This is a genomic window from Collinsella sp. i05-0019-G5, assembly GCF_042851345.1.
GTDB lineage: Bacteria > Actinomycetota > Coriobacteriia > Coriobacteriales > Coriobacteriaceae > Collinsella.
In genome coordinates this window covers 1,128,015-1,153,967 of sequence record NZ_AP031421.1, presented here as the reverse complement: position 1 = coordinate 1,153,967, position 25,953 = coordinate 1,128,015, and the positions used below count along the sequence as shown (strand labels likewise).

Genomic DNA, 25,953 nt, shown 5'->3' with positions numbered 1-25,953 from the left:
TACGCGAGAAAGCTCGTCACGGGCGCCAGGGAAGTCGAGCTCAGCGTGTCGAAGCTCCGCGGGGCAGCCGCTAGGACGATGCGCGACGGGTTCGCCGAGACGCTTGCCTACACGGAATTCCCGCCGGATCGCTGGAGCCAGATTAGGACGAGCGACGGGATCGAGCGCATCAACCGCGAGATCAGGAGGAAGACGAGGGTCGTCGGGACCTTCCCGGACGGCAACTCGGCCCTCATGCTGGTGACGGCGAGGCTGAAGTACATAGTGGAGCACGAGCGGGGCAAGAGGAGGCACCTGGATATGTCGAATCTGGACGAGATGGACGAACTGAAAGGAAAGTAGGAGGGCTAGAAGAGGACGGGGCCGAGGACAGCAAAATCAATTTGCAAAAGAATCTTGACGGTACCCCTCCCCAACATTCCCCAGAAAGTTCGCTGATGTTGACTGGGGTTCTCGTAAAATAAACCCCAACAAAATATGTGCGGAGTGCTGGCCTGGAGCTGCCTCCGGACCCCATTGGCTGCTTACCGAGAGTCTCCGCTATGAAACGACCCCTTTACTACCTGCTCTGCGCGATCGCGTGCATGTCCATGGTCAGCTCCGCGATGCCTATGCCAGCCATCACGGAGGCCATCCAGCCTCAGGCAACCGCGAAGCAGCAGGCGCAGGCCGTAAACAACACAAACTGACGAACCAATTGCCGACATGAACGATTTCGTCCCTGCCGGCATTTAAGCAGGGAGAAAGATTTGGCAATATTGTCCATTATCTAACTGATTCAATAGCGGAATGAAGCCTGCAGCAGGGGCCAAATTCGGAAGTAAGCGGCAAATTCAAAACCTGCCAAGCACACCGGAATGCCACAACGCTTCTACCTGCGTTTTCTTTACGCAAAAACGGCGGTGTGCTCGAGGATTCTAGAATTTGCCGCATACTTCCGGCGGGCAATTCCGAAAGTGCGGTGAAAAACCGAGAACTGCCGACCAGACCCCTGTTTTAAGCTTCGACGACCTGCGGTTTTGTTACCGAAAATCGAGTTGCGCTCGGCGGTTTCCGATTTTTCCCCGCACTTCCGGAAAAACGCGGTAAAAGCGAGTGTCTGAAGCGGAAACACGACAATTGCTCCTCGGAAAACAGCCCACTAAACGCAAAAACCGCCTTTCGGCGGTTCCCACGGACCAAGCCGGACGTACCGTCGCTAGGCCTCATCAAGGGTTACTTTACGGAAGAGTCGGGCTGTGATCAATCATTTTTCAGGTTTGGGGACAAAGGTCGAGCTACATAGAAAAGCTGATCTGTGGCAGATAAAGCGGCCCCCATACCCCACCGGCAGCAACATTCTCAATGATGCCCTTTGCAAAGGAATACAGGTCTTGCATGCCGAAGCTAAGCGCCTCCCTATCAAATGCCTCATCGTCTAAATCAGACGGAGCACGATAGATACCGGACACGGATATTTCGGAACGATAATAGTGGCCCTCATCACTGGGAATGAGCTCTATGACAAGGTTGAGCTGCCGAAATCTAACTCCGTTTTCATCAAAGAAGGCACTCGTTATGTCATTTCTAACGTTAAACTCACCGTCTGACTTATTAACTCCCTCCTTCGGGGCCATTCCGCCATCAAATGAAAACCTATCGACTTTTTTAGACACGCATGTAATCGACGAAGACTCAATGCGCTGCTTCTTCAACGAGTCCATTTACATCTCCAATCGGAAGGAATTCTCATCAACCAAAGGATCAGAATCCCTATAAGCAGGGGCTTTTCCTCCTGGTATTACAGACAAAAGCGGCGAGCTAAGAGTTGCGGTCCTCTCATGGAGAGCCAAGCCCAGGTATTCGCGCGCCTCGGGAACATCGCGAATGAGCCTCATAAGGATATTGGCAGTAACAGTCTGCTGAGACGCTCCGTTCTCCCATCGAGATGACGTTGGTTTTGAAACTCCTAAAAGTGACTCAAATTCATGCTGAGTTAAGCCTAGATCTGAGCGCAAATGCTTTATTTCCGAGGGAGATAGAAGCTCATGAGCCTTGGCGTATTGCGCGGCAAGCGCATGGGCGAGTTTAGTCGCCTCCGCAGCGGTCATTTCATCATTGCCGCACTCACAAATATAATGCCCAATTCCTTCAACAGTAATTTTCTCGCCACGGTAAATTTCAGTCATTGGCGCCGTGGTAAATTGCATTTCCTTGCCACATTCCATGCAACGCATGACTCCTCCTTTAATGAATATATCCATCGATGTTCGCAGACAAGACGTTTAAATGCGCCTTGCCTTCAGAATCGATTGAAAACTTAACGTACCAATCCTCACATTCAAAATCCCGACAAACATAGACGTCTGCGTAAACATCGTGCAAAGGCCCATCCATATCGAGTGCGATGGATTTCCTGAAATCGCTGGGCTTTAGGTAATCAAATAGATCGGCGAGAAAACGATCAATATCCAAATAGCCATAGTGGTTGATCAGGTGCCTGCGCACCTTGCCGTTTACAACCATCTCTCCCGAGCAGGCCAAGGATTTGGCCTCGTCTAGAGAATATGTCGGCCGAAACTTGGTTCGGTTCATGAGCACCCCTTAGTTAGCATCATGCTAACTATATTCGTATAGTCGCCAATTGGCAACTACATTCAGCGCACCAACGTAAGCGATCGACCGGATGGCGTCTTAGGCCCGACAAATACAACTCTGACTGCATAATCGAAGAGCACAAGCGTACAGAGCTAGACCCAGAGCGTAGCCTTACAGACTATTTCTAGAAGGTGCCCGTGTCGAGTCTCGCGGCGCAAATCACAACGTCGACGACGGACCGCCGCCCCTCCCCTCCCCAACAATCCCCCAGAAAGTTCGCTGATGTTGACTGGGGTTCCCGTAAAATAATCCCCAACAAAATATGTGCGGAGTGCTGGCCTGGAGCTGCCTTCGGACCCTATTGGCTGCTCACCGAGAGGCTCCGCTATGAAACGACCCCTTTACTACCTGCTCTGCGCGATCGCGTGCACATCCATGGTCGGCGCGACGATGCCCATGGCAGCCATCGCGGAAGCCATCCAGCCTCAGGCAACAGCCGAGCAGCAGGCACAAGCCAACGCCGCGAACGGAGACACAGGCAAGGCTGAAGACGGCATCAACACAAATGCGACAGCAGACACCGCAGAGGACAGCACCGCAACATCCACCGGCACCAGCGCAGTCAACACGGAAAGCGCCGACGCCACCACCGCCGCAGCCGGCACGGCCACCACAGCCCCCGCCCCATCCCTCCGCGCCCAAGCCAACGGCACGCCCGCCGCAATCTCCACCACGTCACAAACCGGCTACGCCCACTCCGCCACCGCAAGCCAAAACGGCGTCACCTTCACCGTCTCGTGGAACGACGCCCCCGCGGGCACCGCGACGACCTTCCACATAACCCAGACCAACGGCTCGTCCCAGGCCAAGGCGCGCATGGACGTGCCCACCTATTGGGACGGCGGCAGCCATGAGAGCGCCTGCGACCCGTCGCGCCCGGCATGGGCCAGCTACTGCAGCCTGGGCACCGCGGGCCACGACTTTACCTTTGACTTCACGGCATCGGGCACGTACCGCATCCACTTCTACTTTATGGACAACGACAGAAACGACCCCCAAAACGACAAGGGAATCTACTACCTGCGCACCACGGCGGAGGTGACTGTAAACGACGCCGCCCGCCCAAGCGTCACGCAGATCGTCAACAACGCCGTGGACCTGTGCAGGCAACAGACAAACGGCTCGGAATACGACATGGCGCTGTGGCTCCACGACTGGACGCTCGACCAGTTGGAGCACGACCACAACCTCAACTGGTGCTCGGCCGAGAGCGGCCTCACGCGCCACCAGGGCACCTGCGAGAGCTACCAGCGTATCTACTCCAAGCTCCTTGACGCCGCGGGCATCGCCAACGGCCGCATCACAGGCAACGGCCACACCTGGAACGCCGTAAAGATCGACGGCAAATGGTGCCAGATGGACCTGACCTGGGACGACACCAGCGACAACTGGTACGGAGACCTGGACCAGCGCCATCTGTACTTTGGCCTGACCGACGAGCTCATGGCAATCGCCCACTCCGACCACACGGCAAACTACCAGAAGGACGGCTACGCCTACCGCTCGACCGACCTGTCCAACAATTACTTTGTACGAAATGGCAAGGCAGATGAATGGGTCGAGAAGTATGCCGACCGCATTCAGCAGCACCTAGATGCCAGGGAAGAGAGCTTTTCCATTGACGCCGACAACCAGTTGTTTCCGCCCAGCATCTCGGGGATTCAGAACGGGATTGTTGCGTATGCGATGAATCAGAGGAGGTGGAAAGTCCAAGGCGCCAAGGTTGTGCTGGCCGCAACCTCCAATGTCGCTACTCTGCCGAACAGCACATTGACAGTAAAGTACGACTGCACTGCCAAATATCAAGCCGCTCAAGTAAAGCCAGTGCAGAGCGTCCCCGACGGCGAATACATGATCTGCAACAGAGGGCTGGGCACGGCGATGCTCGATATCTCAGGAGCCTCGAGGTCCAACGGCGCCAACGCCCAGCTATGGGAGGCCAACGGCTCGGGGGCCCAGCGGTTCATGATCTCCTACGACGAGTGCGCGGGCGCCTACGAGATCATGTGCGCGGCGTCGGGGCTAGCGCTCGACGTGGATTGCGCCGACTTCTCGAGCGGCGCCAACGTCCAGCTGTACGAGTCGAACGGCTCGGCAGCGCAAAGCTGGAGGCTGGCAGCAACTGGCAGAAACCCATTGTCGGACCGGCACGGAGAAGCCACGAAGGATTAGCAGACGAGCTGTTCAACCGCTCGAACGATATCGGAATCGATCTCGAAGTCGAACTTTCTGGCGAACATCATCTTTGAATCCGAAATCGAATCTAGATCATCCATAGACAACACTCGCGGGGACTCGTCCTCGCCCCAATCAATCATGCGCATGATGCCGTCCGTATTGTCCTCCCCGGGCATTCGATAGAAATCGAACCGCTTGCTTGTATTCCAGGCAAAGGTCTGCAGAAACAATTCGTCACCGCACATAGAATCCCAGAAAACTGACCGTACCAGAGAAGCGTTCTCTACGACGTATCGAGCGAGCTCATCAGTTATAGAGAACCAGTTGTCGCCTTTCATCAGCTTAAGGCCTTCAGCAGGCTTCCTATAGAGTTGCAGAAGCCTCGCCAAAAGACTGTCCACCTTTCGCAAAAAAATTGGCTCTGTTAGACCAAATTTGACACGATCGGCTGTTCGTCGAACCGGAAAATAATCGGGCTACCCCCGTCCATCGCGGTCCCCGCCCTCCCCGTCAGCCTTCCCCTCAGATCCCAGCCTGACGTCGAAGGGCAGGCCGCCCTCGCGGATCACCGCCCTGAGGAATATGTTCATGGCGCCCGACATGGAGAGCCCGAGCTCGTCGAGCACGGCTGCGGCCTCCCTTTTGACCTCGGGATCGATTCTTATCGTGGTGGCCGGGACGTTCGATGTCATTGCCGCTCCTTCCGCGGTCGCTGCTCCGTGGCCACCATTTTAATTCGCTAGGCCGCCCGCCCGTCCCAGTAGTCCATGAGGGGAGGCTCGAGGCCGAACATGTCGCGGACGCGGGTCGAGCAGGAGCCGTTGGCGAGCTGGCGGGCGACCGTGGACTCCGCCGCGCGCGAACCCGCCGCCATGAAGGTGCGGCACCAGCGGAACCAGTCGAGGTAGGCTCCCAAGTGCTTGGTGGACACTCCCTTGAAGCGGGCCATGAACGAGCCGAGGAGCGAATGGACGGCGTTGATGCGGTTGATGGTGCCCTCCGAGCGGTCCTTGGAATCATAGGATTCATGCGAGGCGACCTTCAGGTCGCGCAGCACGTCGATGTACGCGGTCGCCTTGTCCGTGGCGACGACCGCGCCCGCGCCGATGCGGTCGCGAAGGGCCTCCGCCGCACGCTTGCGCGAGACAACGCCGCGGCCCGAGACCTCGAAGAAGGTGGCGTCCGTGTCGCTAACGCCCGTCATGACGCAGATCTGCTCGCGGGAGAGGCCGCGCCTGTGGACCTGCTTGCCGCGGTGGCGAGCCTTTCTCGGCAGGGTGAAGGAGCCTTTTGAATGGTTGCCCTTGAAGGACTCGGGGAAGTACGTCTCGTCGAGCTCGCAAGCCTGCCCCTGCCCCACATGGAACGTGGGCGAGTATTCCTTCAGGCACTCAATGAGCCTGTGGCGCATGGTGTAGGCGGTCTTGAGGCAGACACCGCAGCGGCCGGCGCACTCGCGGAGAGGGAGCATGAGGGCGAAGCACTCGGCATAGGCCATCCAGGTCTCGCGGGGCAACTTGCTCGTGCCGAGGATCCGGTCGGTGGAGCCGGAGAACGTCCTGCCGCAGTCGCGGCAGAGGTAGCGCTGCTCGCCGTTCCTGGACTTGCCCTTCTTGACGATAGCGACCGAGCCGCAACGGGGGCAGCGCTCTACCTCATAGCCATCTCCCGCCGCATCGTCGAACATGGCGGCGCGGACGACGTCCCCGACCAACTCGACGGCTTTACGGCGCTCGGTCCTGCTGAGCTTCGCCAGGCTCTTCTTGAGGGTGATGACCAGGTCGTCTGCATCCATGGGCGCTCCTTCGACGTTAATTGAAGGGTACCGCCTCGCGGTGACATCGTTTTTATGTCAACCTTGGTCTAACAGAGCCAAAAAATTTGGGTCTTGCTCTTCCCGAAGGCGTTCCAGATTACATGGCCGCCGATCCTACTCCCATAGTCCCTATTGTGGTTTTCGAAACGAACAAACTCCTTGCCCCCGCAGGAATCGAAGAAAGAATGGATCCGATCCTGGCTCTTGATGGGAAGGTCTTGCCCGCTCAAAAGGTGATAGTAGGTGTAACGCCCCTTGTCAACAGCGGCGTTGAGCAGGCCAAGCTCACAGGCGATTTGCGAGTAGCCTCCCCATGTGACGCTAATACGGGGAACGAAAAAGATTCCCGCCTTATCAATGGAAGCCAGCGCTCTGTTTTCATCCCATCCGGTATTCTTAGCATCCATGTGGATGAAGATATCGTTCCGGGGGTCATCAAGGGTCCTCAGAAGCGTACGGAGGGTCTCGTCATCCTTATGAGCCATGACGAGATATGCATGCTTGCATCCAGTAAACACGATTTTGTCCTCAGCCATGACAGTTCCATCACCAACAGACATATTTTTGTCACAGTTCATTAAGCCTTCCCCAGCAATTTCTTTAACCTTCGTTTGACTCCCCCGAGCTTGCTACGTACGCGCTGGGCGAGGGAGGGTTCAAAGCCATACACAGCCATCATCTCATCGATTCCTCTCCCGCACTCGAGGTCGGCCATGAACTCGCCGCGTCTCTCATAAGGCACAACGGGCCTAACCAGGCTAGGATTGCCAGGCAACACCTTCTCGAGGGAAGACTCGCCCCACTCAATTCCAGACTTAAGCCTCTCAATTGCAGCAAGGCCCTTTGAGGTGTTGCACAGCACCGCGGAAACCCCGCCCTCGTAGTCGACCTCAGGGTGCGACGACTGGATCCCCCAGAAGTCCCCCAACGTGACGTCTGAGCCGCACGAGCGCTTGACACGACAAGCAAAGCACGAGGGTCTTAAGCTAGCATTAGCAAGGAACGCTTTCATGTACCAGTCATCCACGAAGATGCAGCTGTCGGCCGCCGCGGACGAAGCCCTCGCGACATCTTTCTCCGCATCATGCGCATACGCGTATGATGCGGAGTAAGACAGCCATCCGGTTGCCTTACTCCGCATGTTCACCGCGCGCAGCGCCGCGCCCACACCGACCTCCTTATATGCTGCCCACTTCTCCCAGAGGAGCGGCGAGGGGACGCCGTGGCAAATGACATCCACCGAGAGGAAACCGTCTGAGTCGGCGAGCTTCCCAAGGTAGGACCTCATGCCCGCAACTTGGCACGCGGTGCCGGAGAAGAGCACTCGCCTGCCACCGCGCAGAGCCTCCCGCACGCCCTCGTAGGCCTTGCGGCCGACCGAGCTCTGCACATACTTGGAACGCATGACGGAATCGAGATCTGACCCGTCTTCAACGAGCACGTGCCGCACATGTCTGCAGCCCTCATCCCAAGCGGCGCCGCACACGACGCCGCCATCCGCAAGAACGTCAAGGGCGAGCAGCCCGAAGACCCCACCCGAAGAGGAGGCAAGTCTCTCTCCCCTGTCCCTCGACTTCGCCCAGAGAACGGACTGCGCGCCATCCTTGGGGCGCTCCCCCATTGCGGGACACACCGAATCGCAACCCCCGCAGCCGATGCAGACATCTAAATTGACCATTGGCGTGGGGAAGCCACAGCCGTCGGTAATCATCCCGATGCAGGATTTCGGGCACCTCGCGGCACAGGCGCCGCAACCACAGCACGCATCTCCCAGCAACGTGATCTTCGGAAGGGACTTAAGCATAAAAAAAACCTCCTAACGCAGGAAGGGCAATTTAGCCGCGATCGACGACTTCTCGCTTGAATCGAGAACGAAGAGCCACATTGCGGCAGCGAAAAGCACGGTGTAGACGACGCCCCAAGCCAGGAAAAGCAGCCAGCTAGTCACGGGCAGCAGCAGAGCCAGCCCCATGCATGCGGCCAAGACCACAGCGGAAGCCAAGACCACAGGCAGGTTCTTCTTCCAGAAATAAGCCATGTCCAGTCCGATACGCGCCTGATAGTACCAGTTCATAAAGAGACCGTTACCCAAGGCGATGCTCGCGATGTAAGCGATAGCGGGCGCCCAGTATCCGAGAACGGGCGAGGCAAACCATGTAAAAAGAACATTGAGACAAGCCATACAGAGGTAAACCACTGAACGCGCCCTATGCCTGTTTTTAGCGCGCTGGATCTCGATTCCCGTGTTCTGACAAAGCGGCACGCCCACGGGCAGCGTCATCGCACAGATGAGATAGTAAGTATCAAGGAAGCCCTCACCCGCCCACTTGGTAATGAAGAATCGTCCAAGCAGGACGAATCCACAGTACACCCAGCAGAAGAGGAACATCTGGTAGCGCCCTACGCGCGTCATGAGCCGAGTTAGCACTCCGTTGTCATCCGATTCAGCGACGATCCTATTGATCTTGGGCACAAATACGCTCGACATTGTTGTCGAGAGCGAGTAAAAGATTTGACGGATTTGCAGCGCCACAGCGAAAACAGATACAGTGACTGCGTTCGTGAGCGCGCCGAGCATCATATTGGGCACGCTCTGGTTAACTAAATCGCAAACCTGGTTGGCGAATATCCAGGCCGAGAAAGCTGCGACCGCGTGGAACAGGGCTCCGTCAAACCTCCTGAGACTGAATCGCATACCGAGCTTCGACACAGCATAATGCATGTTGAGGGCGAGCAGAGTCAAGGTGACTGCGAGCTGAGCCAGCGCTACACCGACCGCGCCCATACCAAAGTTGAGCAAGACAAAAGCGATACCCGGTGTCGCTAACGTGGTGAACATCTGACGGCTTTGCTGAAACTTGAACTGTTCGTGGGCCATGATGTATGCGTCGAACACAGTCGAGAACAGCACCGCCGCCACGTTCACCGCCATGATAGCCATGAGCTCGCCCGCAAGCCCGACTTGGTCGAACGTAAAGCTGCCAGAAAAGAATAGCCCAACGTTCGCAGCAAAGAGCAGTCCCAACACCAGTGCAATGGAGCTGATCATCGCATATAGCGCAAGGTACATGCCATTGAGTGATCGGACGTCTTCCTCCGTCCCCTTAGCCTTCTTCTGCGTATAGAAGCGGATATACGCCTCGGAGAAACCAAACGTCAGAAGCGTTAGGGAGAAGACGAAGGAATTCGCAGTCTGGTAAACGCCGTAGTCCGCCTGACCCACGAAAGCGAGGAGCATCGGGGTATAGACGAGGTTGACGAGATTCTTAACGATGATGTTCGCGTACCCGAGAATCGCCCCGGCCTTGCGTTGACTAACCATGGACAGTATCTCCCGAAGATAGAGTTTCAGATTTCACTGGACATAACCACCCTATAAGCTGGCAAGGGCAGCGCGAAGCCATGCGACGGAATCATTCCTCTTCTCCTCAAGCTCTCGCTCGAAGCCGGTCCAATCGAACTCATCGACGCAGCGCTCGCGGAAGCAATCCTTACCGGCGCGGTTGGAGTTAATCCCAAACAAAGCGTGGAGGGTATCGAACCTGCTGGACATATTCCCAGCATTTCCCTGCCGTTCGTAAATCACAAAAGGCCGGTGGAAAAGGAGACTGAAAACTGTAGCGTGGAAGCTGTCAGTGCAAACGAGAGCAGAGTGGTGAATAAGCCACACGAACTCCGCGGGGCCGACCGGCAAATGGATATCCGTCAAGTCCACCAGCCCCAGGCCGTCGCGGCCACATCGCTCCGCGATCTTTGCCGAAGCTGTATCGTCTCCCAAGACATACTTAAGGCAGAAAGGCCCCTCCAGGTCGATGCCCGGAATAATCGGGCGCTCCTCTATCTCGGACCACCACTTGGCAGTTTGGAGCATCGTAGGGTCAAGAACGACCTTGACATCCCGCCCAGTAAGCTCGCGGACAATCTGAGCACCCGCGAACTCCCGAACACCGATGTCCTTGATTCCGCCAAGCCATTCGGAGTAGCGCCGACCCCACTCCTCAGGCATGTCCGACATGCCGATGCCGAAACTAGCGGCATAGGCCATTTTCTTGTCGACGCCCACGGCGCACTGGGCGCCAAACTTACTCGCACCCAATCCCCACCCGGGGTTCCAGCATTGATCGGAGCCGATCACGACGGGACCAGTGATGCTACGAACGTCCCTCTCGGCAATCTCAACGACAGGCGCACAGTACTCATCCTGAAAAACTCGGAAACGCCGCCTCCTCTCGGCGGGCGCCTTCTTCGACTCGATTCGGACTCTGTTGAGGTCCGCCATGATCTTAAAGACCCCGCGCTTACTCACCGGGCGGCGGCAATCGACCGAAAGAACCTCTTTGCCGGTAAGAGAGGCGACGGCGGCCTCGAGGGCGCAGGCCTGCAGCCTATTCCCGTAGTTGGTGGGGTCAAAAATGCTGAGAATATATATCTGCCTGTCGTTCAATGAAACTCCAATCAAAGATAACTAACGAGTGCCTCGGCGTGAAATCCAGTACTTAATGGTTCTGCCGATAGACCGGATGTACAAACCGAAGCGGATATACAGCGGAATCATGCCGCTGCAGCCGAGCCAGAGGCGAAGAAACCGCCGGTTCTCGCTCCTGCAACAGCCGTTCTCAAGAGCCCCGTGGCAATCAAATCCTTTCAGGCTATCTGTCAACCAGGAAAGGACATCAGAATCGGAAGCGCCGTTGGAGAACGCAGTCTCCGCAGCGTAGGCGCAGGCCCCTACAAACCTGTCAGTAAGCAGTCGGTCGACTGCCTCCAAGCCATCGGGAGACATCCCTGCGTCAGGCTTGGCGGCGAAGCAGAGAACGTCTCGCATAGCCCGGGGGTAATCGAACTGCCCCTCCAGGTTAAGGCCCATGGCCGAGCCCCCGGAAGGCATGCGGTAGAGATAGTAGACATCGCTGTCTTCGACAGATTCGCAAATAGAGGCGCAGCAGAGCAGCTTCAGGATGAACTCCTGGTCCTCGCCGGTCCGCCTCCCGACCGTGAACCGGACCCCACTCGCCGCGATGAGCCGAGCAGAAACGAGGAAGAGCCAGCAGGGGAAAGTGGCGTATCTGTTCCCGAGCGATAGCTCGAGGAACTCCGATGCGTTCCCGAGGAACCGCCCGTACCCGAAGACCGTGCCTCGGGGAAGAGCACGGTACGCAAGCGCGACGACATCGGGGCGGACAGGCCTGCGTCCCAGCAGGGACCCCGCCTTCTCCACGAAGTTGGGAACGACGGTGTCATCGACGTCCAAGAAGGCGAGATATTCCCCACTGGCGGCCGCGATAGCAGCATTGCGCGCAGCGGAGACCCCGGCGTTCCCCTGGTGAAGAACCTTAATGCGATCATCGCCCCGCGCGAGCGCATCGGCCATCTCACCCGTACCGTCAACAGATCCGTCATCGACGATGATGGCCTCCCAATCGTCGGACGTCTGCTCAGAAAGCGAGCGAACGGCTGCCTCTAGGGTAGAAACGGCGTTATAAGCGGGGACAACAAACGTGATTAGAGGCGCCGTGACAGTTTGATACATGGATTTAACCTCTAGAAAAGGAGAAGCGGATAGAAAACGGCGCTCTTCATGACCTCGACATAGTTGAATGAAGGGATGAAGCTTGCCATGGAGATCAACCAGACGGCAATAGCGAGCAACATCAAAAAGGCATCGGCAAGAATCGGCCATCGCGAATCAACCGCATGGCCCCTTCCCTTGTTGTTAAGCAGATATGTCGAGCCAATCAAGATCGGAATGAACTTCAAGCGGTTGCCGACGTTAACGAGGGTGAGTTCCATCGCGATGACGCACATCGTCAAAACAAGAACGAGCGCCGTTCGTCCATCATGCTGTCTCGTGGCGTAGATCCTAAGCAGCAGGACCCCGAGCAGCAGCAACGAAAACACATGGCTCAGATTGCTGAGAAGGTTGTCCGCCTGCTCTTGATCCCACTCCGTGCCGATGGTATAGAAACTCGCCTTCTTCAGAACGCTCGTAATGACAGGCACCCCGTCAAACAAATGGGACGCGAGAAGTACGGAAGCCACGGAAATCATGGTGACGACCGCGACAACGCAGATAATCGAATTCCTGACAGGGTTACGCTCGAGAATCGGCTGAACTAGGAACAAAACCAAGACGAGCAGCATAGAATTGTGGATGAGGCATGCGACGATGATCAGGACGAGCGACGGCAGAGAATCCCTGAACCCGTAAGACCGCCTCTTACATATCGCGACCGCACAAATCACGCAGCCGAGAGCCGAGCGAACGTTACCGATCAGGGGCTGCGCCGGGACGGCAAAAAAGATGAATAGCATGAGCGGGAGGAAAGCCCATGCATCTGTCGTCTCCTCGGCACACCTGTCCATCATCAGCCAAGCGATGAGACCGTAACCGAAAAACGCGGCGAGCGACTGGAGAAGTCGGAGGTCGCCGATATTCCCGGTTACCCAACACAGAAAGTTCCAGACGAGCAGGCCGTTGTGATCCTCGTTCAGGCTGGTTCCGATCGAGAGAATGTTCCTGCCATCGTAGTAGCCGCATTCAACCATCCATCGGGTCATATCGACAGGGTGGTTGTAAACGATACCATGGGCGACAAGCGCAGCGGAAAACCCAACCCCAAGGGCGCAGGCAACCGCCATCTTCTTTGTAGGGGCCCCGGTAAAGACGAGAAGGGAGAGGAAAACGGCGAGGAGGGGCGAAACAATAGCGCATACGCCAAGGAAGAACACCATGCCGAGCGCGTTCCCCCTACCCGCCATCGATAGGGTCCTCTGCGGCATGCCTCCCGAACTGATAGTTAAGATCTTCATCGAGCCAAGCTCCTCGCCAGCGGAGTAGCAGCGCGGCAGGCAACCAGGCACACATACGCAAGATAATCCATTTTCTTTTCCAACAAAGTGAAGAAGATCCGCTGCTCAAGCCTCAAATCCCCGCATCGACCGATGGCCTCCGCGTACAGCGATGTATCCCTGAACTCCTGGAACTGCTTTTTAAACCACTTGCCATCAGCATTCTTGCGCATGTCGTAGAAACCGTTAGACAGATAACCGACAAGAGCGGTCTCAGCAAATCCATTCCCCGGCCATTTCGAATCCCACGCGACGGCCTGTCGATGGACGGCTTCCTTGACCATGGCGTACTGGGCAATCTGGCCTTCGCGATAATTGGCAGTAATGCTGCTTGCGTTGGGACGATAATAATACAAGGGCTCGCGAACGCATGCGGCGCTCTTCATATTATCGAGAATGTAAAGGCTTTGCAGCTGATCTTCCCCAAGCTGCATCTTCCCATAAGGCGAGTAATCTGAATCGGCATCGACGCAAGACCTTCGAGCGATTTTAGTGACCATATTAGGAATATATCCATCGAGGAACGCAGAGCGTACATCGTTAAGGCTTTCTCCGGTATAGAAACGCTGTTCACCGGGCAGTCCCCCAGGGAGCACAGAGCCGAACGTCGGAGATTCGCTAAGGCAGATCAACACGACGTCGGGATCCAGTTCGTCAATGATCCCGGAAACCGCACACATTGCATTGGGCGCCAGACCGTCGTCGCCGTCGACGTGCCAATAATAATCACCGTTGGCGGCTTTGATCCCGGCACGGCGAGCAAGCAGCAACCCCTTGTTCTCCTGTTTGACTATGCGGACGGGAACATCCGCCTCCGCGGCGAAGCGCTCATAGATACTCGCGCTGCCGTCGGTCGAGCCGTCGTCGACGATGACGACCTCGTAGTCGGAATAATCCTGATGTGCAATGCTGTCCAAGCATTGTCCGAGATATTCCTCTACGTTATAAACGGGAATGATTATCGAGAATCTCACATTAAAAACCTTTGTTCATAGGGATTATCCGATTGCTTTGCCAGAAATCGCGGCATAAAGGGCATAGAAAGCGTTATGCATCTTCGGGGAAAGCGCAAAAAGCGCGCACCTCAGTCTCCAGGTGCGCGAAGCTAGGGTGTTCCTTGAGGCGCGCATCGCAAGGTCGCGGGCAAGCCTCAAATACGCCTGCCCCTCCGCCCTGTCGGCAAAGCTATCGAGATCAACCCGCATGGCAACGCGCAGAATGCAATACGCTCGGAAGCACTCGAACTCGCCATCAAAATTTCCCTCGGCAACCCGCCGCACGGCCTCAATGGCAGCATCCATATCCCTCACATGCTTAGGGCCTTGCTTCTTAAGCGTTGTGATGGAACCGGGCCTCGTCACGTACGCATAGAAAGGGGCGTCAGTGACAGCGACGGTCTCTACACGGGAGCAAATCGCGGAAGTCACGCCCATATCCTCGAAAAGCTGACCCTCGGGGAACACAAGGTCGGGCATCAAAGAACGGGAAAACAACTTGCCCCAGGCAGACCCGCTCTCCCCTTCGAGCAGAAGAAGGCGCCTCAGATGCTCCCAGCCGCTCTCCAACGTGAACAAAGGCTCACTCCGCATTTCATAACTCTCGAGAGGAGGCATCTTGGCAAAGGACCCCGCGACAAACGACACATGGTATCTCAAAGCCGCCTGGAGCATGAACTCAACGGCCCGCGGATCTATGAGATCGTCTCCGTCGACATACATCAAGTAGTCACCGTGACAAAGCCGAGTGCCATAATTTCGGGCAGATGAGAGCCCGCCGTTCTCCTTGTGGAGAATCTCGACGCGTGAATCATCCCCGACGACGCTAGCAATCAACTCAACCGTGTCATCGGTACAGCCGTCATCCACGATAAGAATCTCAATATTTGGATACGTCTGACAGAGCAGCGACCTTATGCAGGGAAGCACGAACGGCCCCACGTTGAAGATGGGGACGACGATGCTAACAAGAGGCGCTTCAGCTTTTGATGCTGTAGAAATCATATCTTTAGAAAGAACCTCCCAAATCCAAGGCATCCAGGTACTCCCCCAGCTCTTCCTCCCAGTCGGGCATGTGGAAGCCGACCGACTCGAGCCTGGAAAGGTCGAGCGCGGAGTGGACCGGGCGCGGGGCGACGGGGCCCTCGGCGCTCGCGTAGTAGTCGGCGGTCGATACCGGCACGACCCTGTCCCCGTTGCCGTTGGCGGCCTCGAAGACGGCGCGGGCGATATCGGCCCAGGACTTGACGGTGCCGGAGCCGGTGCAGTCGTAGGTGCCGTAGGGGGCGTGCGTCCCCAGCACGTGGAAGATGGCCTCGGCCATGTCGCGCGTGAAGGTCAGGCGGCCCAGCTGGTCGTCAACGACCGTGACCTGCTCGAGCCCGTCCTCGGGGTCGGCGACGCGGTCGGACAGGCCCTTCATCGTCTTGACGAAGTTGCGGCCCTCGCCGATGACCCAGCTGGAGCGCATGATGTAGTGGCGCGGGCACCCGGCCACGGCGATGTCGCCGGCGGCCTTGGTCTGGCCGTAGACGGACAGCGGGCTGAGGGGCTCCCCCTCGTCATGCACCTCGGCGGTGCCGTCGAAGACGTAGTCGCTGGACACGTGGACGAGGGTGATCCCGTGATCAGAGCATGTGCGGGCGAGGAGGGCCGGCCCGGTGGCGTTGGCCTTCCAGGCGGTCGCGCGGCCCTCGGCGGTCTCCGCCCTATCCACGGCGGTGTAGGCGCCGCAGTTGATCACGGTGCCGTAGAGCGACCAGTCGTACTGTGTGTAGGCGTCCGGGTCTGACATATCGAAGGTGTCGATGTCGCAGAAGTCGAAGTCCTTGGCCACGCCGCGCTCCTCGGCGAGCGCGCGGACCGCATGGCCCAGCTGGCCGTTGCAGCCGGTGACGAGGGTGCGCTTCGGCGCCATGGGGACGACATCGGCGAGCATCGGGTGGTTGAGGTCGGCCTCGGAGACGGTGGCCTCGTCGAGAGGGATGGGCCACTCGATGGCGAGCTCGGGGTCGGCGAGGTTCACGAAGGTGTAGGTCCTCTTGAGCTCCAGCGACCAGTGGGCGTCCACCAGGTAGGTGTAGGCGGTGCCGTCCTCCAGGGCCTGGAAGGAGTTGCCCACGCCGCGCGGGACGTAGATGGCCCTACTCGGGTCGAGCGTGCAGGTGAACACCTTCCCGTAGGTGGCGCTGCCCTCGCGCAGGTCCACCCAGGCGCCGAAGACCGAGCCGCGCGCCACCGAGATGAACTTGTCCCAGGGCTCGGCGTGGATGCCGCGGGTGACGCCGCGGCTGTCGTTGTAGGAGATGTTGTTCTGGACGACCCTGAGGTCGGGAATGCCCAGGGCGGTCATCTTGGCGCGCTGCCAGTTCTCCTTGAACCAGCCGCGCGAGTCGCCGTGGACGGCGAGGTCGACGACCTTCAGGCCCTCGATGCCGGTCTCGGCGACGGAGAGGTCCTTCTCGAATGCGATGTCTGCCATATCTCTCCCCTCCTTACTGCCCCTGTGCGCGGTAGCGCGCCTCGGTGGCCTCCTTGGCGGGGCGCCACCAGGACTCGTTGGCGACGTACCAGTCGATGGTCTGCTTCAGGCCCCCGGCGAAGTCGGTGTGGGCCGGCCTCCAGCCGAGCTCGCGCTGGAGCTTCGTGCTGTCGATGGCGTAGCGGCGGTCGTGGCCGGGGCGGTCGGCGACCCAGTCGAAGTCCTCGGGGTCGCGGCCCATGGCCTCGAGGATCATGCGCAGGACCGTGATGTTGTTCCTCTCGCCGTCGGCGCCGATGAGGTAGGTCTCCCCCGTGCGGCCCTTGGTGAGGATGTCCCAGACGGCCGAGGAGTGGTCCTCGGTGTGGATCCAGTCTCGGACGTTCTCGCCGCGGCCGTAGAGCTTGGGGCGCACGCCGTCGACGATGTTCGTGATCTGCCTGGGGATGAACTTCTCCACGTGCTGGTAGGGGCCGTAGTTGTTGGAGCAGTTGGAGATCGTGGCGCGCAGGCCGTAGGTGCGGGTCCAGGCGCGGACCAGCATGTCGGAGCTGGCCTTGGTCGAGCTGTACGGCGAGGACGGGTGATACGGCGTCTCCTCGGTGAACTTCGCCGGGTCGTCGAGCGCCAGGTCGCCGTAGACCTCGTCGGTGGAGACGTGGTGGTAGCGGACGCCGTATTTCCTCACGGCCTCCAGAAGTCGGAAGGTGCCCTCGACGTTGGTGCGCAGGAACGGCTCCGGGTCGGCGATGGAGTTGTCGTTGTGGGACTCGGCGGCGTAGTGCACGATGGCGTCGTGGCCCGGGACGATGCGGTCCAGGAGCTCCGCGTCGCAGATGTCGCCCACGACGAGCTCGACCCTGCCCTCGGGCAGCCCCGCGATGTTCTCGGGGTTGCCGGCGTAGGTCAGCTTGTCCAGGACGGTCACGTGCACGCCGGGGTGGTTGTCGACAACGTAGTGCACGAAGTTGCTGCCGATGAAGCCGCAGCCGCCCGTGACGATGATGTTCCTGGGGGAGAAGGTCTCCTCTGCCATGTTCGAATCTCCTTGTTCCTAGTACTCGCGCGGGCTGCTGACGATCTCGCCGGCGGCGACCTTCTTGAGGTGCCGCCCGTAGACCGACTTGCCGTAGGCCTCGGCGGCCTGCCTGAGCCCCACGGTCGTGATCCAGCCGTTCTCCCAGGCGATCTCCTCGGGGACGGACACGGGCAGGTCCTGGGAGTGCTCAACGGCGCGGACGAATTCCGCGGCCTCGTGGAGGCTCTCCATGGTGCCGGTGTCCAGCCACGCGTAGCCGCGGCCCAAGGTGACCACTGACAGCGTCCCCTCCTCCAGGTACATCCGGTTGAGGTCGGTGATCTCCAGCTCGCCGCGCGCGGAGGGCTGGACCCTATGGGCCTTGGCGGCCACGTCGCCCGGGTAGAAGTACAGGCCGGTGACCGCGTAGGAGCTCTTGGGGCGCTCGGGCTTCTCCTCGATGGAGACGGCACGGCCCTCGCCGTCGAACTCCACGACGCCGAAGCGCTCGGGGTCGTCCACGTGGTAGCCGAAGACCGTGGCGCGGCCCGACTCGGCGTTCTGCACGGCGCGCGTCAGGTGGCGGCTGAGGCCGTTGCCGTAGAAGATGTTGTCGCCCAGCACGAGCGCGCACGGCTCGCCGGCGATGAACTCCTCGCCGATGGTGAAGGCCTGCGCCAGGCCGTCCGGGCTCGGCTGCTCGGCGTAGGAGAGGTTCACGCCGTAGCGCGAGCCGTCCCCGAGCAGGCGCTCGAAGTTGGGCAGGTCGGTCGGCGTGGAGATGACCAGGATGTCCCGGATGCCCGCCAGCATGAGGGTGGACAGCGGGTAGTAGATCATGGGCTTGTCGTAGACCGGCAGCAGCTGCTTGGAGGTCACGAGTGTGAGCGGGTACAGGCGCGTGCCGGACCCGCCGGCGAGGATGATGCCTTTCATTGGCTATGACCTTTCAATTCTTGCGGCTCTGCGACCGGCGCGATTTCCAAGGAGACGGGCGCAGCAGTCAACTCCGAAGGCAACTAACTCGCCGAAATTACCTTCCCGAAGAAGCTGAGAGGAGACTGACCTGACGAGCCGGCCCCCTTCACCGATCTCACTTGCTTGCATGAGATCGTCCGCATGCGTTTCGAGAAAGAAACCGACGGCACGGTTGCGGGCAAACTGTTGGGATGGCGTCAAGTTATGCGAGTGATAGACCTCGGCACGCGGCTCGTAAGCGACCTTCATACCCGAGGCGATAAACTTGGCGGCCATGAGCATGTCCTCGTTGGTATTAACATGATCGAATCCGCCGCATTCGAGATATGCGGTCCGTCGATAGGCAGAACAGGCGTCAGATGCAAAAAACGTCTTAATGCCAAGTTTTTCGAGATCGCCTTTCGAACGCACGGATGGTGAGTCAGGATAGTTAAAACAACGTACAAGTTGTTCAAAACGACGGGCATCGGCCTTGGGAAGCTGCCTACCACTAACAAGGGCGATATTCGAGTCTTCAACCATAGGGGCAACAAGCCGCTTCAAGTAGTCATCGGAAACGGGCACAGCATCTTGGGTGAGAAAACAGACGAAGTCGCCACTCGATTCATTCAGCGCCATGTCTCTTGTGGTGCCGTGGTTAAAATCCTGGCGATCAATCTCCAGCAAGCGAACTCTTTTGTGCTTCTGGACCAACTCAATAGTTTTGTCTTCCGATGCGGAATCGACGACCAAAATCTCATTCGGCTGAATTGACTGGCGATCAAGGGCAATTAAAAGCGCCTCAATTTCATGTTCAGCATTAAGAGTCGGAATGATGATAGAAATATCCATCTATCGCCCCGTCTTCTTCTTGCCGAACATGGCACTGAAGGTGCCAGTGAAGCACTTCCAGTCCATGCGAAAGCAGCGATTGCGCACGTAATTTAGTTCAATTTTTTGACGCAAACCGCTCTCGAAGGTAGCGGCATTACGATCAGTCGCCTGCCACAGGCCCGTAATGCCAGGCTGAACAGAAAGCAACTCAGCTTTTTCTTCATCAGTAAAATGCTGCTCGAGCTCATCCTGTGTAATGGGGCGCGGCCCAATGACGGAAAGATCGCCGTTCAGCACGTTGAGAAACTGCGGCATCTCGTCAATTGAGCACTTACGGATGAACCGACCAACCTTGGTAATGCGGGGGTCATCGTCAACCTTGCGCTCAACTTCCCACTGATGTAGCTGCTCAGGGCTAAGGTACTTATGTACTTCGCCAGCGTCGGAGACCATGCTGCGGAGCTTAAAAATCTTGATGGTCTTTCCGCCCTTGCCAACTCGTTCTTGCGTATACATAGGACTGCCAGGCGATTCAAGGCTGATGAGCGCACACACAATGGCGATAGGGATAAGCAGCAGTACGCTCATCAAAAGACTGAATACAAGGTCAAACAGCCTCTTAATAAAGCGGTAGCCAAGCGTACCGCTCGGTTTAATCTCTTTAATAGCCAGTGCGTCCCCCACGGATACACAGCTCTCTGTTACTTCTTTTTCAGCCACAATAAAACATACGTTCCTGTCCCCAGGAACCCCCCCCCCATCTATGAACTCAAAATTTGAATTAACTGCTGGCGCAACGTCCCCTTACGTCTTGCTGGGCACGTCCAGCGGAAGCAGCTCCCTGAAAGCGGAGTCGCCTTCGCCCACGTCCACCAGGCACCAGCGCTTATGACGATCGATCCTCTTTACGCGGGCTTCTTGCCCCACCAAGGGCCCCTGCTCTATGTACAGCACGCCGTCTTCTATACGGGCCACGCTGTTGCGCACAACGCCGTCGTCGTCGAGCACGCTGCGGTACCAGTCCTGCGCGTCGTCCGGCATGGGCACATAGGCCCGCTCCCTGCTGCCGGCAATGCGGCAGCCAAAGCTCAACTGGGCCAAAGCCCTATCGAGTGCGGCGGCATCGTGCGTGGCGACAAAGAAGTATTCTTTGTACATAGGTTTGGTTTGGAGCGACCAGGCACCATCCCGCTTAAACCAGAACTCCTTTTGCATTACAAAAGCGTCCTGCATAAGGTTGTGCGGGATAATGCGGCGGACCTTTTCGCAGGTCTCGCGCTCTTTTCCATGGGGGGTGTGGACCAGATACCAGCGGACGCGACCGTGTTGGCTGTTGGTGGTGACGCCGTTAAAGGCGCCCGGCAGCTGCTCTTGGCGCCGTGCCGTCTGTTCCATGTTCTCGCCCCCTCTTTTGGCTTTGCGATGCACGCAAATGCAGGGGCGTTTAGAACAGGCTTCTCGCTCGCAGCTAGGCGCAGTCGCAAAAGTACAGGTTTTTGTATCTTTCAACTGACGACATTATATTAGCAATTATTCAGCGTTTGCCCAGATTACGCAAAATGTACTGCCAGTAGGTGCATCTCCATACCCCTCTACAAAAACCTGTACCTTTTTGTGCAACAAAAAAAGCCGCTCAACCAGCGGCTTTTCTTATTTCGGCATGAAAAAGGCGACCGTCCTTTGTGGACGGTCGCCTTTGTTAATTGTTGTGTTGCTTGCCTTAGGCGCGGGTCTTGATCTCCTCGGTCACCTTCGCAACAAACTCGTCAACGCTCATCTGAACGGTCTCGTTGGAGCGATCGCGGACGGAGATGTTGCCGGCCTCGACCTCCTTCTCGCCCAGGATGAGCATGTAGGGCACACGGTCGATGCTGCGGGCCTCGCGGATCTTGTAGCCGATCTTCTCGTCGCGATCGTCGCAGACCACGCGAATGCCGGCCTCCTCCAGCTTGGCGCATACCTCGTGCGCGTAGTCGCGGCTCTTCTCAGAGACGGGAAGTGCCTTGACCTGCACGGGAGCCAGCCAGGTGGGGAACTTGCCCGCAAAGTGCTCAATCAGAATACCGATGAAGCGCTCAATGGAGCCAAAGCAAACGCGGTGCAGCATGATGGGGCGCTTCTTGGTGCCGTCGGCATCCACGTACTCCAGATCAAAGTTAAGCGGCATCTGGAAGTCGAGCTGGACGGTACCGCACTGCCAGGTACGGCCGAGCGAGTCCTCCAGGTGGAAGTCGATCTTGGGGCCATAGAAGGCGCCGTCGCCCTCGTTGACCTCGTAGTCCATGCCCAGCTTCTCCAGAGCGGTACGCAGGCCCTCCTCGGCGCGCGCCCAGTCCTCGTCCGAACCCATGGAGTCCTCGGGGCGGGTGGAAAGCTCAACGTGGTACTTAAAGCCAAACTTCTGGTACACGGAGTCGATCAGGTTGACCACACCCACGATCTCGTCGGTCAGCTGGTCGGGACGCACAAACAGGTGGGCGTCGTCCTGGTTAAAGCAGCGCACGCGGAACAGGCCGTGCAGGGCGCCACGCAGCTCGTGGCGGTGCACCAGGCCAATCTCGCCGGCGCGGATGGGCAGCTCGCGGTAGGAATGCGGCTTGGAGGCGTACACCAGCACGCCGCCCGGGCAGTTCATGGGCTTAATGCAGTACTCTTCGTCGTCAATAACGGTGGAGTACATGTTGTCCTTGTAGTGGTCCCAGTGGCCACTGGTCTTCCACAGCTGCTTGTTCATGATGAGCGGCGTGGAGATCTCCACGTAGCCGGCCTTGTGGTGGATCTCGCGCCAGTAGTCCAGCAGCGTGTTCTTAAGGATCATGCCGTTGGGCAGGAAGAACGGGAAGCCGGGAGCCTCATCGCGCATCATAAAGAGGTCCATCTCGCGGCCGATCTTGCGGTGGTCGCGCTTCTTGGCCTCCTCCAGCATGTGCATGTGCTCGTCGAGCTCTTCCTTGGTAGCAAAGGCGACGCCGTTGATGCGGGTGAGCATCTTATTGTCCTTGTCGCCCTTCCAGTAGGCGCCCGAGACGCCGGTGAGCTTAAAGGCCTTGAGGGCCTTGGTGTAGCAGATGTGGGGGCCGACACACATGTCGATGTAGTCGCCCTGCTGGTAGAAGGTGATGCGGGCGTCGTCGTCCAGGTCGCCGATGTGCTCGACCTTGTACTTCTCGCCGCGCTCCTCCATAAGGGCAATGGCCTCGGCGCGGGGCTTCTCGTACACGGTGAACTTGAGGTTCTCCTTGACGATCTTTTTCATCTCGGCCTCGATCGCGGGGAAGTCGTCCTCGCTGATCTTGACGCCCTCGGGCAGGTCGACATCGTAGTAAAAGCCGTTGTCGGTCGCGGGGCCGTAGGCAAAGTCGGCCTCGGGATAGAGGCGCTTGATGGCCTGCGCCATGATGTGCGCGGCGGAGTGGCGGATGACGTGCGTGACCTCGTCCTGCGGGAGCTCGGCCACCGAACCGTCATTGTAGAGTGCCTTCATGGGTATGTTTTCTCCTCTCGGATGCCTGATGCAAGTGCGTGCGATGCGCTCGGCGTTTTAACTTGCATCATTATAGGCAGGTTGCCTTGGTATACAAGCGCCCGCCGCACCTTAATGGCACGGCGGGCGATTTTCTACGCATGCTTCATCGTGTGGGCGCGGGGTGCGCGTGTGGCTTGCGCGGGACGCGCGGTGCCCGTGGCTTGCGGCCGGCCCGGCGATGGATGCGTTACTGGATGCGAGTTCGGCAGTAGGGGCAGACTTTCCAGTGCGCATCGAGCGGGCGATGGCAGCTGGGGCAGACGTTGCGAACCTGGGTATCGCACACCGGGCAGACGACGAAGTCCTTCTCGATGGGCGCGCCGCACTGCGGGCAGGTGCCATACTGGGCAAGCTGACGCTCGCGCAGAGCCATGTCCAGCTCCTGCTCCTCGCGATCGGACGCATAGGAGTGCGGGCGCAGGACCAGGTAGGCAATGAGGCCTACAAACGGGATGAGGGCGATGATGCCCCATGCCACGTAGGCGCTGGCGCCGCGGCGACGAGCGTCGATGAACACATAGACGACCGACAGCACATACAGGGCGATGATAAAGCCAACAAAGGCATAGACGACGCCCATAAGCTGCGGCGACATGAGCTCGGAGATGTACTTGGACATTACGGGTACCTTTCGGAATATTTACAGTTCTGTCAAGTTTACCACGGGGTTTGTTTATATGGGACCACGGCTAGGGGCGGGGCTGGCGCGGACACAAACATCTCAATCTGTAACAGTTAGGAGTAAATCCGGTCCTAGATGTTACAGAACGAGACACAGGGGTCCCTCCCCGACTTCAATCTCGATCTGTAACATCTTGGGCCGCAAAATCAGTCCTTACTGTTACAGATCAAGACGAACGGTTGCCGTAGCTGTCGGCAGACGAGGCCAACATCCGTGCCGGGTCTCCCCTCGCCTGCCGTTGGCGGGTGTTGCGGGGCTGTTCACCGCATTGCCGCCGCGCTGGGGGTGTGCAGACCGTAGGATAGTCTTATTGACAGCCTGTCAACTCGTCTGGGAGGCACCGTGGCAGAAACGTTTGATATCGCAATTGTGGGCGCGGGCATTACGGGGTGCGCCATCGCGAGGCAGCTCGCGCGCTATGACCTGTCCATTTGCGTGGTCGAGGCGGCTAACGATATTGCGCTGGGCGCGTCGAAGGCCAACGGCGGTCTGGTGCACGCCGGCTACGATCCGGCACCGGGAACGGTAAAGGCGCAGGTCAACGCCCGTGGTTGCGAGCTATATGGCACGTGGGCCCAGGAGCTAGGCTTTTTGTTTGGCTCTGTTAGACCAAATTTGACACGATCGGCTGTTCGTCGAACCGGAAAATAATCGGGCTACCCCCGTCCATCGCGGTCCCCGCCCTCCCCGTCAGCCTTCCCCTCAGATCCCAGCCTGACGTCGAAGGGCAGGCCGCCCTCGCGGATCACCGCCCTGAGGAATATGTTCATGGCGCCCGACATGGAGAGCCCGAGCTCGTCGAGCACGGCTGCGGCCTCCCTTTTGACCTCGGGATCGATTCTTATCGTGGTGGCCGGGACGTTCGATGTCATTGCCGCTCCTTCCGCGGTCGCTGCTCCGTGGCCACCATTTTAATTCGCTAGGCCGCCCGCCCGTCCCAGTAGTCCATGAGGGGAGGCTCGAGGCCGAACATGTCGCGGACGCGGGTCGAGCAGGAGCCGTTGGCGAGCTGGCGGGCGACCGTGGACTCCGCCGCGCGCGAACCCGCCGCCATGAAGGTGCGGCACCAGCGGAACCAGTCGAGGTAGGCTCCCAAGTGCTTGGTGGACACTCCCTTGAAGCGGGCCATGAACGAGCCGAGGAGCGAATGGACGGCGTTGATGCGGTTGATGGTGCCCTCCGAGCGGTCCTTGGAATCATAGGATTCATGCGAGGCGACCTTCAGGTCGCGCAGCACGTCGATGTACGCGGTCGCCTTGTCCGTGGCGACGACCGCGCCCGCGCCGATGCGGTCGCGAAGGGCCTCCGCCGCACGCTTGCGCGAGACAACGCCGCGGCCCGAGACCTCGAAGAAGGTGGCGTCCGTGTCGCTAACGCCCGTCATGACGCAGATCTGCTCGCGGGAGAGGCCGCGCCTGTGGACCTGCTTGCCGCGGTGGCGAGCCTTTCTCGGCAGGGTGAAGGAGCCTTTTGAATGGTTGCCCTTGAAGGACTCGGGGAAGTACGTCTCGTCGAGCTCGCAAGCCTGCCCCTGCCCCACATGGAACGTGGGCGAGTATTCCTTCAGGCACTCAATGAGCCTGTGGCGCATGGTGTAGGCGGTCTTGAGGCAGACACCGCAGCGGCCGGCGCACTCGCGGAGAGGGAGCATGAGGGCGAAGCACTCGGCATAGGCCATCCAGGTCTCGCGGGGCAACTTGCTCGTGCCGAGGATCCGGTCGGTGGAGCCGGAGAACGTCCTGCCGCAGTCGCGGCAGAGGTAGCGCTGCTCGCCGTTCCTGGACTTGCCCTTCTTGACGATAGCGACCGAGCCGCAACGGGGGCAGCGCTCTACCTCATAGCCATCTCCCGCCGCATCGTCGAACATGGCGGCGCGGACGACGTCCCCGACCAACTCGACGGCTTTACGGCGCTCGGTCCTGCTGAGCTTCGCCAGGCTCTTCTTGAGGGTGATGACCAGGTCGTCTGCATCCATGGGC

At 58.7% G+C, this 25,953-nt stretch carries 28 protein-coding genes; 4 read left to right on the top strand and 24 right to left on the bottom strand.

Annotated elements, in window-relative coordinates; translation table 11 throughout:
• The first annotated feature begins 45 nt into the window (after window positions 1-45).
• Window positions 46-342, top strand: a complete 297-nt coding sequence (locus tag ACGHIZ_RS05255) for a transposase (RefSeq protein ID WP_138112340.1) — start codon at window positions 46-48, stop codon at window positions 340-342.
• A gap of 200 nt (window positions 343-542) precedes the next feature.
• Window positions 543-689: a hypothetical protein gene (locus ACGHIZ_RS05250; protein ID WP_217495614.1), complete on the top strand. Its 147-nt coding sequence runs from the start codon at window positions 543-545 to the stop codon at window positions 687-689.
• A gap of 588 nt (window positions 690-1,277) precedes the next feature.
• On the opposite strand, the gene ACGHIZ_RS05245 is transcribed toward ACGHIZ_RS05250, so the two are convergent.
• From ACGHIZ_RS05245 to ACGHIZ_RS05235, 3 genes are read right to left on the bottom strand one after another with little or no spacing between them, the layout of a single operon-like run.
• The gene (locus tag ACGHIZ_RS05245) at window positions 1,278-1,703 is read right to left on the bottom strand and encodes a hypothetical protein (RefSeq protein WP_138112338.1); all 426 of its coding nucleotides are present in this window, start codon (window positions 1,701-1,703) and stop codon (window positions 1,278-1,280) included.
• Complete coding sequence (locus tag ACGHIZ_RS05240) at window positions 1,704-2,216, bottom strand: type II TA system antitoxin MqsA family protein (protein ID WP_158572638.1); 513 nt, start codon at window positions 2,214-2,216, stop codon at window positions 1,704-1,706.
• Between the two features lie 10 nt (window positions 2,217-2,226).
• A complete protein-coding gene (locus ACGHIZ_RS05235) occupies window positions 2,227-2,574 on the bottom strand; it encodes a type II toxin-antitoxin system MqsR family toxin (protein ID WP_118345694.1) in 348 nt (115 codons plus the stop codon).
• Window positions 2,575-2,964: 390 nt separating this feature from the next.
• On the opposite strand from ACGHIZ_RS05235, the gene ACGHIZ_RS05230 reads away from it, so the two are divergent.
• Entirely contained in the window at window positions 2,965-4,809 is a 1,845-nt protein-coding gene (locus ACGHIZ_RS05230) for an RICIN domain-containing protein (protein ID WP_390397543.1), read from the top strand.
• On the opposite strand, the gene ACGHIZ_RS05225 is transcribed toward ACGHIZ_RS05230, so the two are convergent.
• The 19 genes from ACGHIZ_RS05225 to ACGHIZ_RS05135 form a co-directional block, all read right to left on the bottom strand.
• Window positions 4,806-5,153, bottom strand: a complete 348-nt coding sequence (locus ACGHIZ_RS05225) for a hypothetical protein (RefSeq protein WP_390449869.1) — start codon at window positions 5,151-5,153, stop codon at window positions 4,806-4,808. The genes ACGHIZ_RS05230 and ACGHIZ_RS05225 overlap by 4 nt on opposite strands.
• Window positions 5,154-5,291: 138 nt before the next feature.
• Window positions 5,292-5,507 carry a type II toxin-antitoxin system RelB/DinJ family antitoxin gene (locus ACGHIZ_RS05220; protein ID WP_390446660.1) on the bottom strand — a complete coding sequence of 72 codons (216 nt, stop codon included), beginning with the start codon at window positions 5,505-5,507 and terminating at the stop codon, window positions 5,292-5,294.
• A 47-nt stretch (window positions 5,508-5,554) separates the two neighbouring features.
• Window positions 5,555-6,610 (bottom strand): IS1595 family transposase, encoded by a 1,056-nt coding sequence (locus tag ACGHIZ_RS05215; protein ID WP_390446657.1) that lies wholly within the window; start codon window positions 6,608-6,610, stop codon window positions 5,555-5,557.
• Between the two features lie 68 nt (window positions 6,611-6,678).
• Window positions 6,679-7,167 (bottom strand): beta-1,6-N-acetylglucosaminyltransferase, encoded by a 489-nt coding sequence (locus ACGHIZ_RS05210; protein WP_390449705.1) that lies wholly within the window; start codon window positions 7,165-7,167, stop codon window positions 6,679-6,681.
• A 41-nt stretch (window positions 7,168-7,208) separates the two neighbouring features.
• Window positions 7,209-8,435, bottom strand: a complete 1,227-nt coding sequence (locus ACGHIZ_RS05205; protein WP_195569183.1) for a Coenzyme F420 hydrogenase/dehydrogenase, beta subunit C-terminal domain — start codon at window positions 8,433-8,435, stop codon at window positions 7,209-7,211.
• Window positions 8,436-8,447: 12 nt separating this feature from the next.
• Window positions 8,448-9,953 carry a lipopolysaccharide biosynthesis protein gene (locus tag ACGHIZ_RS05200; RefSeq protein WP_117746915.1) on the bottom strand — a complete coding sequence of 502 codons (1,506 nt, stop codon included), beginning with the start codon at window positions 9,951-9,953 and terminating at the stop codon, window positions 8,448-8,450.
• Window positions 9,954-10,004: 51 nt separating this feature from the next.
• Complete coding sequence (locus tag ACGHIZ_RS05195; protein ID WP_158554627.1) at window positions 10,005-11,075, bottom strand: polysaccharide pyruvyl transferase family protein; 1,071 nt, start codon at window positions 11,073-11,075, stop codon at window positions 10,005-10,007.
• A gap of 21 nt (window positions 11,076-11,096) precedes the next feature.
• Window positions 11,097-12,161 carry a glycosyltransferase family 2 protein gene (locus ACGHIZ_RS05190; protein ID WP_390397537.1) on the bottom strand — a complete coding sequence of 355 codons (1,065 nt, stop codon included), beginning with the start codon at window positions 12,159-12,161 and terminating at the stop codon, window positions 11,097-11,099.
• 11 nt (window positions 12,162-12,172) lie between these two features.
• The gene (locus ACGHIZ_RS05185; RefSeq protein WP_390449702.1) at window positions 12,173-13,441 is read right to left on the bottom strand and encodes an EpsG family protein; all 1,269 of its coding nucleotides are present in this window, start codon (window positions 13,439-13,441) and stop codon (window positions 12,173-12,175) included.
• Window positions 13,438-14,397, bottom strand: a complete 960-nt coding sequence (locus ACGHIZ_RS05180; protein ID WP_390449699.1) for a glycosyltransferase family 2 protein — start codon at window positions 14,395-14,397, stop codon at window positions 13,438-13,440. The genes ACGHIZ_RS05185 and ACGHIZ_RS05180 overlap by 4 nt, the downstream gene beginning before the upstream one ends.
• A gap of 81 nt (window positions 14,398-14,478) precedes the next feature.
• The gene (locus tag ACGHIZ_RS05175) at window positions 14,479-15,480 is read right to left on the bottom strand and encodes a glycosyltransferase family A protein (protein ID WP_158554625.1); all 1,002 of its coding nucleotides are present in this window, start codon (window positions 15,478-15,480) and stop codon (window positions 14,479-14,481) included.
• 4 nt (window positions 15,481-15,484) lie between these two features.
• Entirely contained in the window at window positions 15,485-16,957 is a 1,473-nt protein-coding gene (locus tag ACGHIZ_RS05170; RefSeq protein ID WP_390449696.1) for a sugar nucleotide-binding protein, read from the bottom strand.
• A 13-nt stretch (window positions 16,958-16,970) separates the two neighbouring features.
• Window positions 16,971-17,993: a dTDP-glucose 4,6-dehydratase gene (gene rfbB, locus ACGHIZ_RS05165; protein ID WP_390449693.1), complete on the bottom strand. Its 1,023-nt coding sequence runs from the start codon at window positions 17,991-17,993 to the stop codon at window positions 16,971-16,973.
• Window positions 17,994-18,011: 18 nt separating this feature from the next.
• Window positions 18,012-18,911: a glucose-1-phosphate thymidylyltransferase RfbA gene (gene rfbA / locus ACGHIZ_RS05160; RefSeq protein ID WP_390397528.1), complete on the bottom strand. Its 900-nt coding sequence runs from the start codon at window positions 18,909-18,911 to the stop codon at window positions 18,012-18,014.
• 3 nt (window positions 18,912-18,914) lie between these two features.
• A complete protein-coding gene (locus tag ACGHIZ_RS05155; protein ID WP_271740070.1) occupies window positions 18,915-19,784 on the bottom strand; it encodes a glycosyltransferase family 2 protein in 870 nt (289 codons plus the stop codon).
• On the bottom strand, window positions 19,785-20,486 hold the full coding sequence (locus tag ACGHIZ_RS05150) for a sugar transferase (protein WP_158554640.1): 702 nt from the start codon (window positions 20,484-20,486) through the stop codon (window positions 19,785-19,787).
• 84 nt (window positions 20,487-20,570) lie between these two features.
• A complete protein-coding gene (locus tag ACGHIZ_RS05145) occupies window positions 20,571-21,161 on the bottom strand; it encodes a hypothetical protein (RefSeq protein ID WP_390397526.1) in 591 nt (196 codons plus the stop codon).
• Between the two features lie 325 nt (window positions 21,162-21,486).
• Complete coding sequence (gene thrS / locus ACGHIZ_RS05140) at window positions 21,487-23,250, bottom strand: threonine--tRNA ligase (protein ID WP_215693767.1); 1,764 nt, start codon at window positions 23,248-23,250, stop codon at window positions 21,487-21,489.
• Between the two features lie 229 nt (window positions 23,251-23,479).
• A complete protein-coding gene (locus ACGHIZ_RS05135) occupies window positions 23,480-23,911 on the bottom strand; it encodes a zinc ribbon domain-containing protein (protein WP_055251579.1) in 432 nt (143 codons plus the stop codon).
• 405 nt (window positions 23,912-24,316) lie between these two features.
• On the opposite strand from ACGHIZ_RS05135, the gene ACGHIZ_RS05130 reads away from it, so the two are divergent.
• Entirely contained in the window at window positions 24,317-24,625 is a 309-nt protein-coding gene (locus ACGHIZ_RS05130; RefSeq protein ID WP_390449691.1) for an FAD-dependent oxidoreductase, read from the top strand.
• A 5-nt stretch (window positions 24,626-24,630) separates the two neighbouring features.
• On the opposite strand, the gene ACGHIZ_RS05125 is transcribed toward ACGHIZ_RS05130, so the two are convergent.
• Complete coding sequence (locus ACGHIZ_RS05125; protein ID WP_390446660.1) at window positions 24,631-24,846, bottom strand: type II toxin-antitoxin system RelB/DinJ family antitoxin; 216 nt, start codon at window positions 24,844-24,846, stop codon at window positions 24,631-24,633.
• A 47-nt stretch (window positions 24,847-24,893) separates the two neighbouring features.
• A complete protein-coding gene (locus tag ACGHIZ_RS05120; RefSeq protein ID WP_390446657.1) occupies window positions 24,894-25,949 on the bottom strand; it encodes an IS1595 family transposase in 1,056 nt (351 codons plus the stop codon).
• Window positions 25,950-25,953 lie beyond the last annotated feature (4 nt).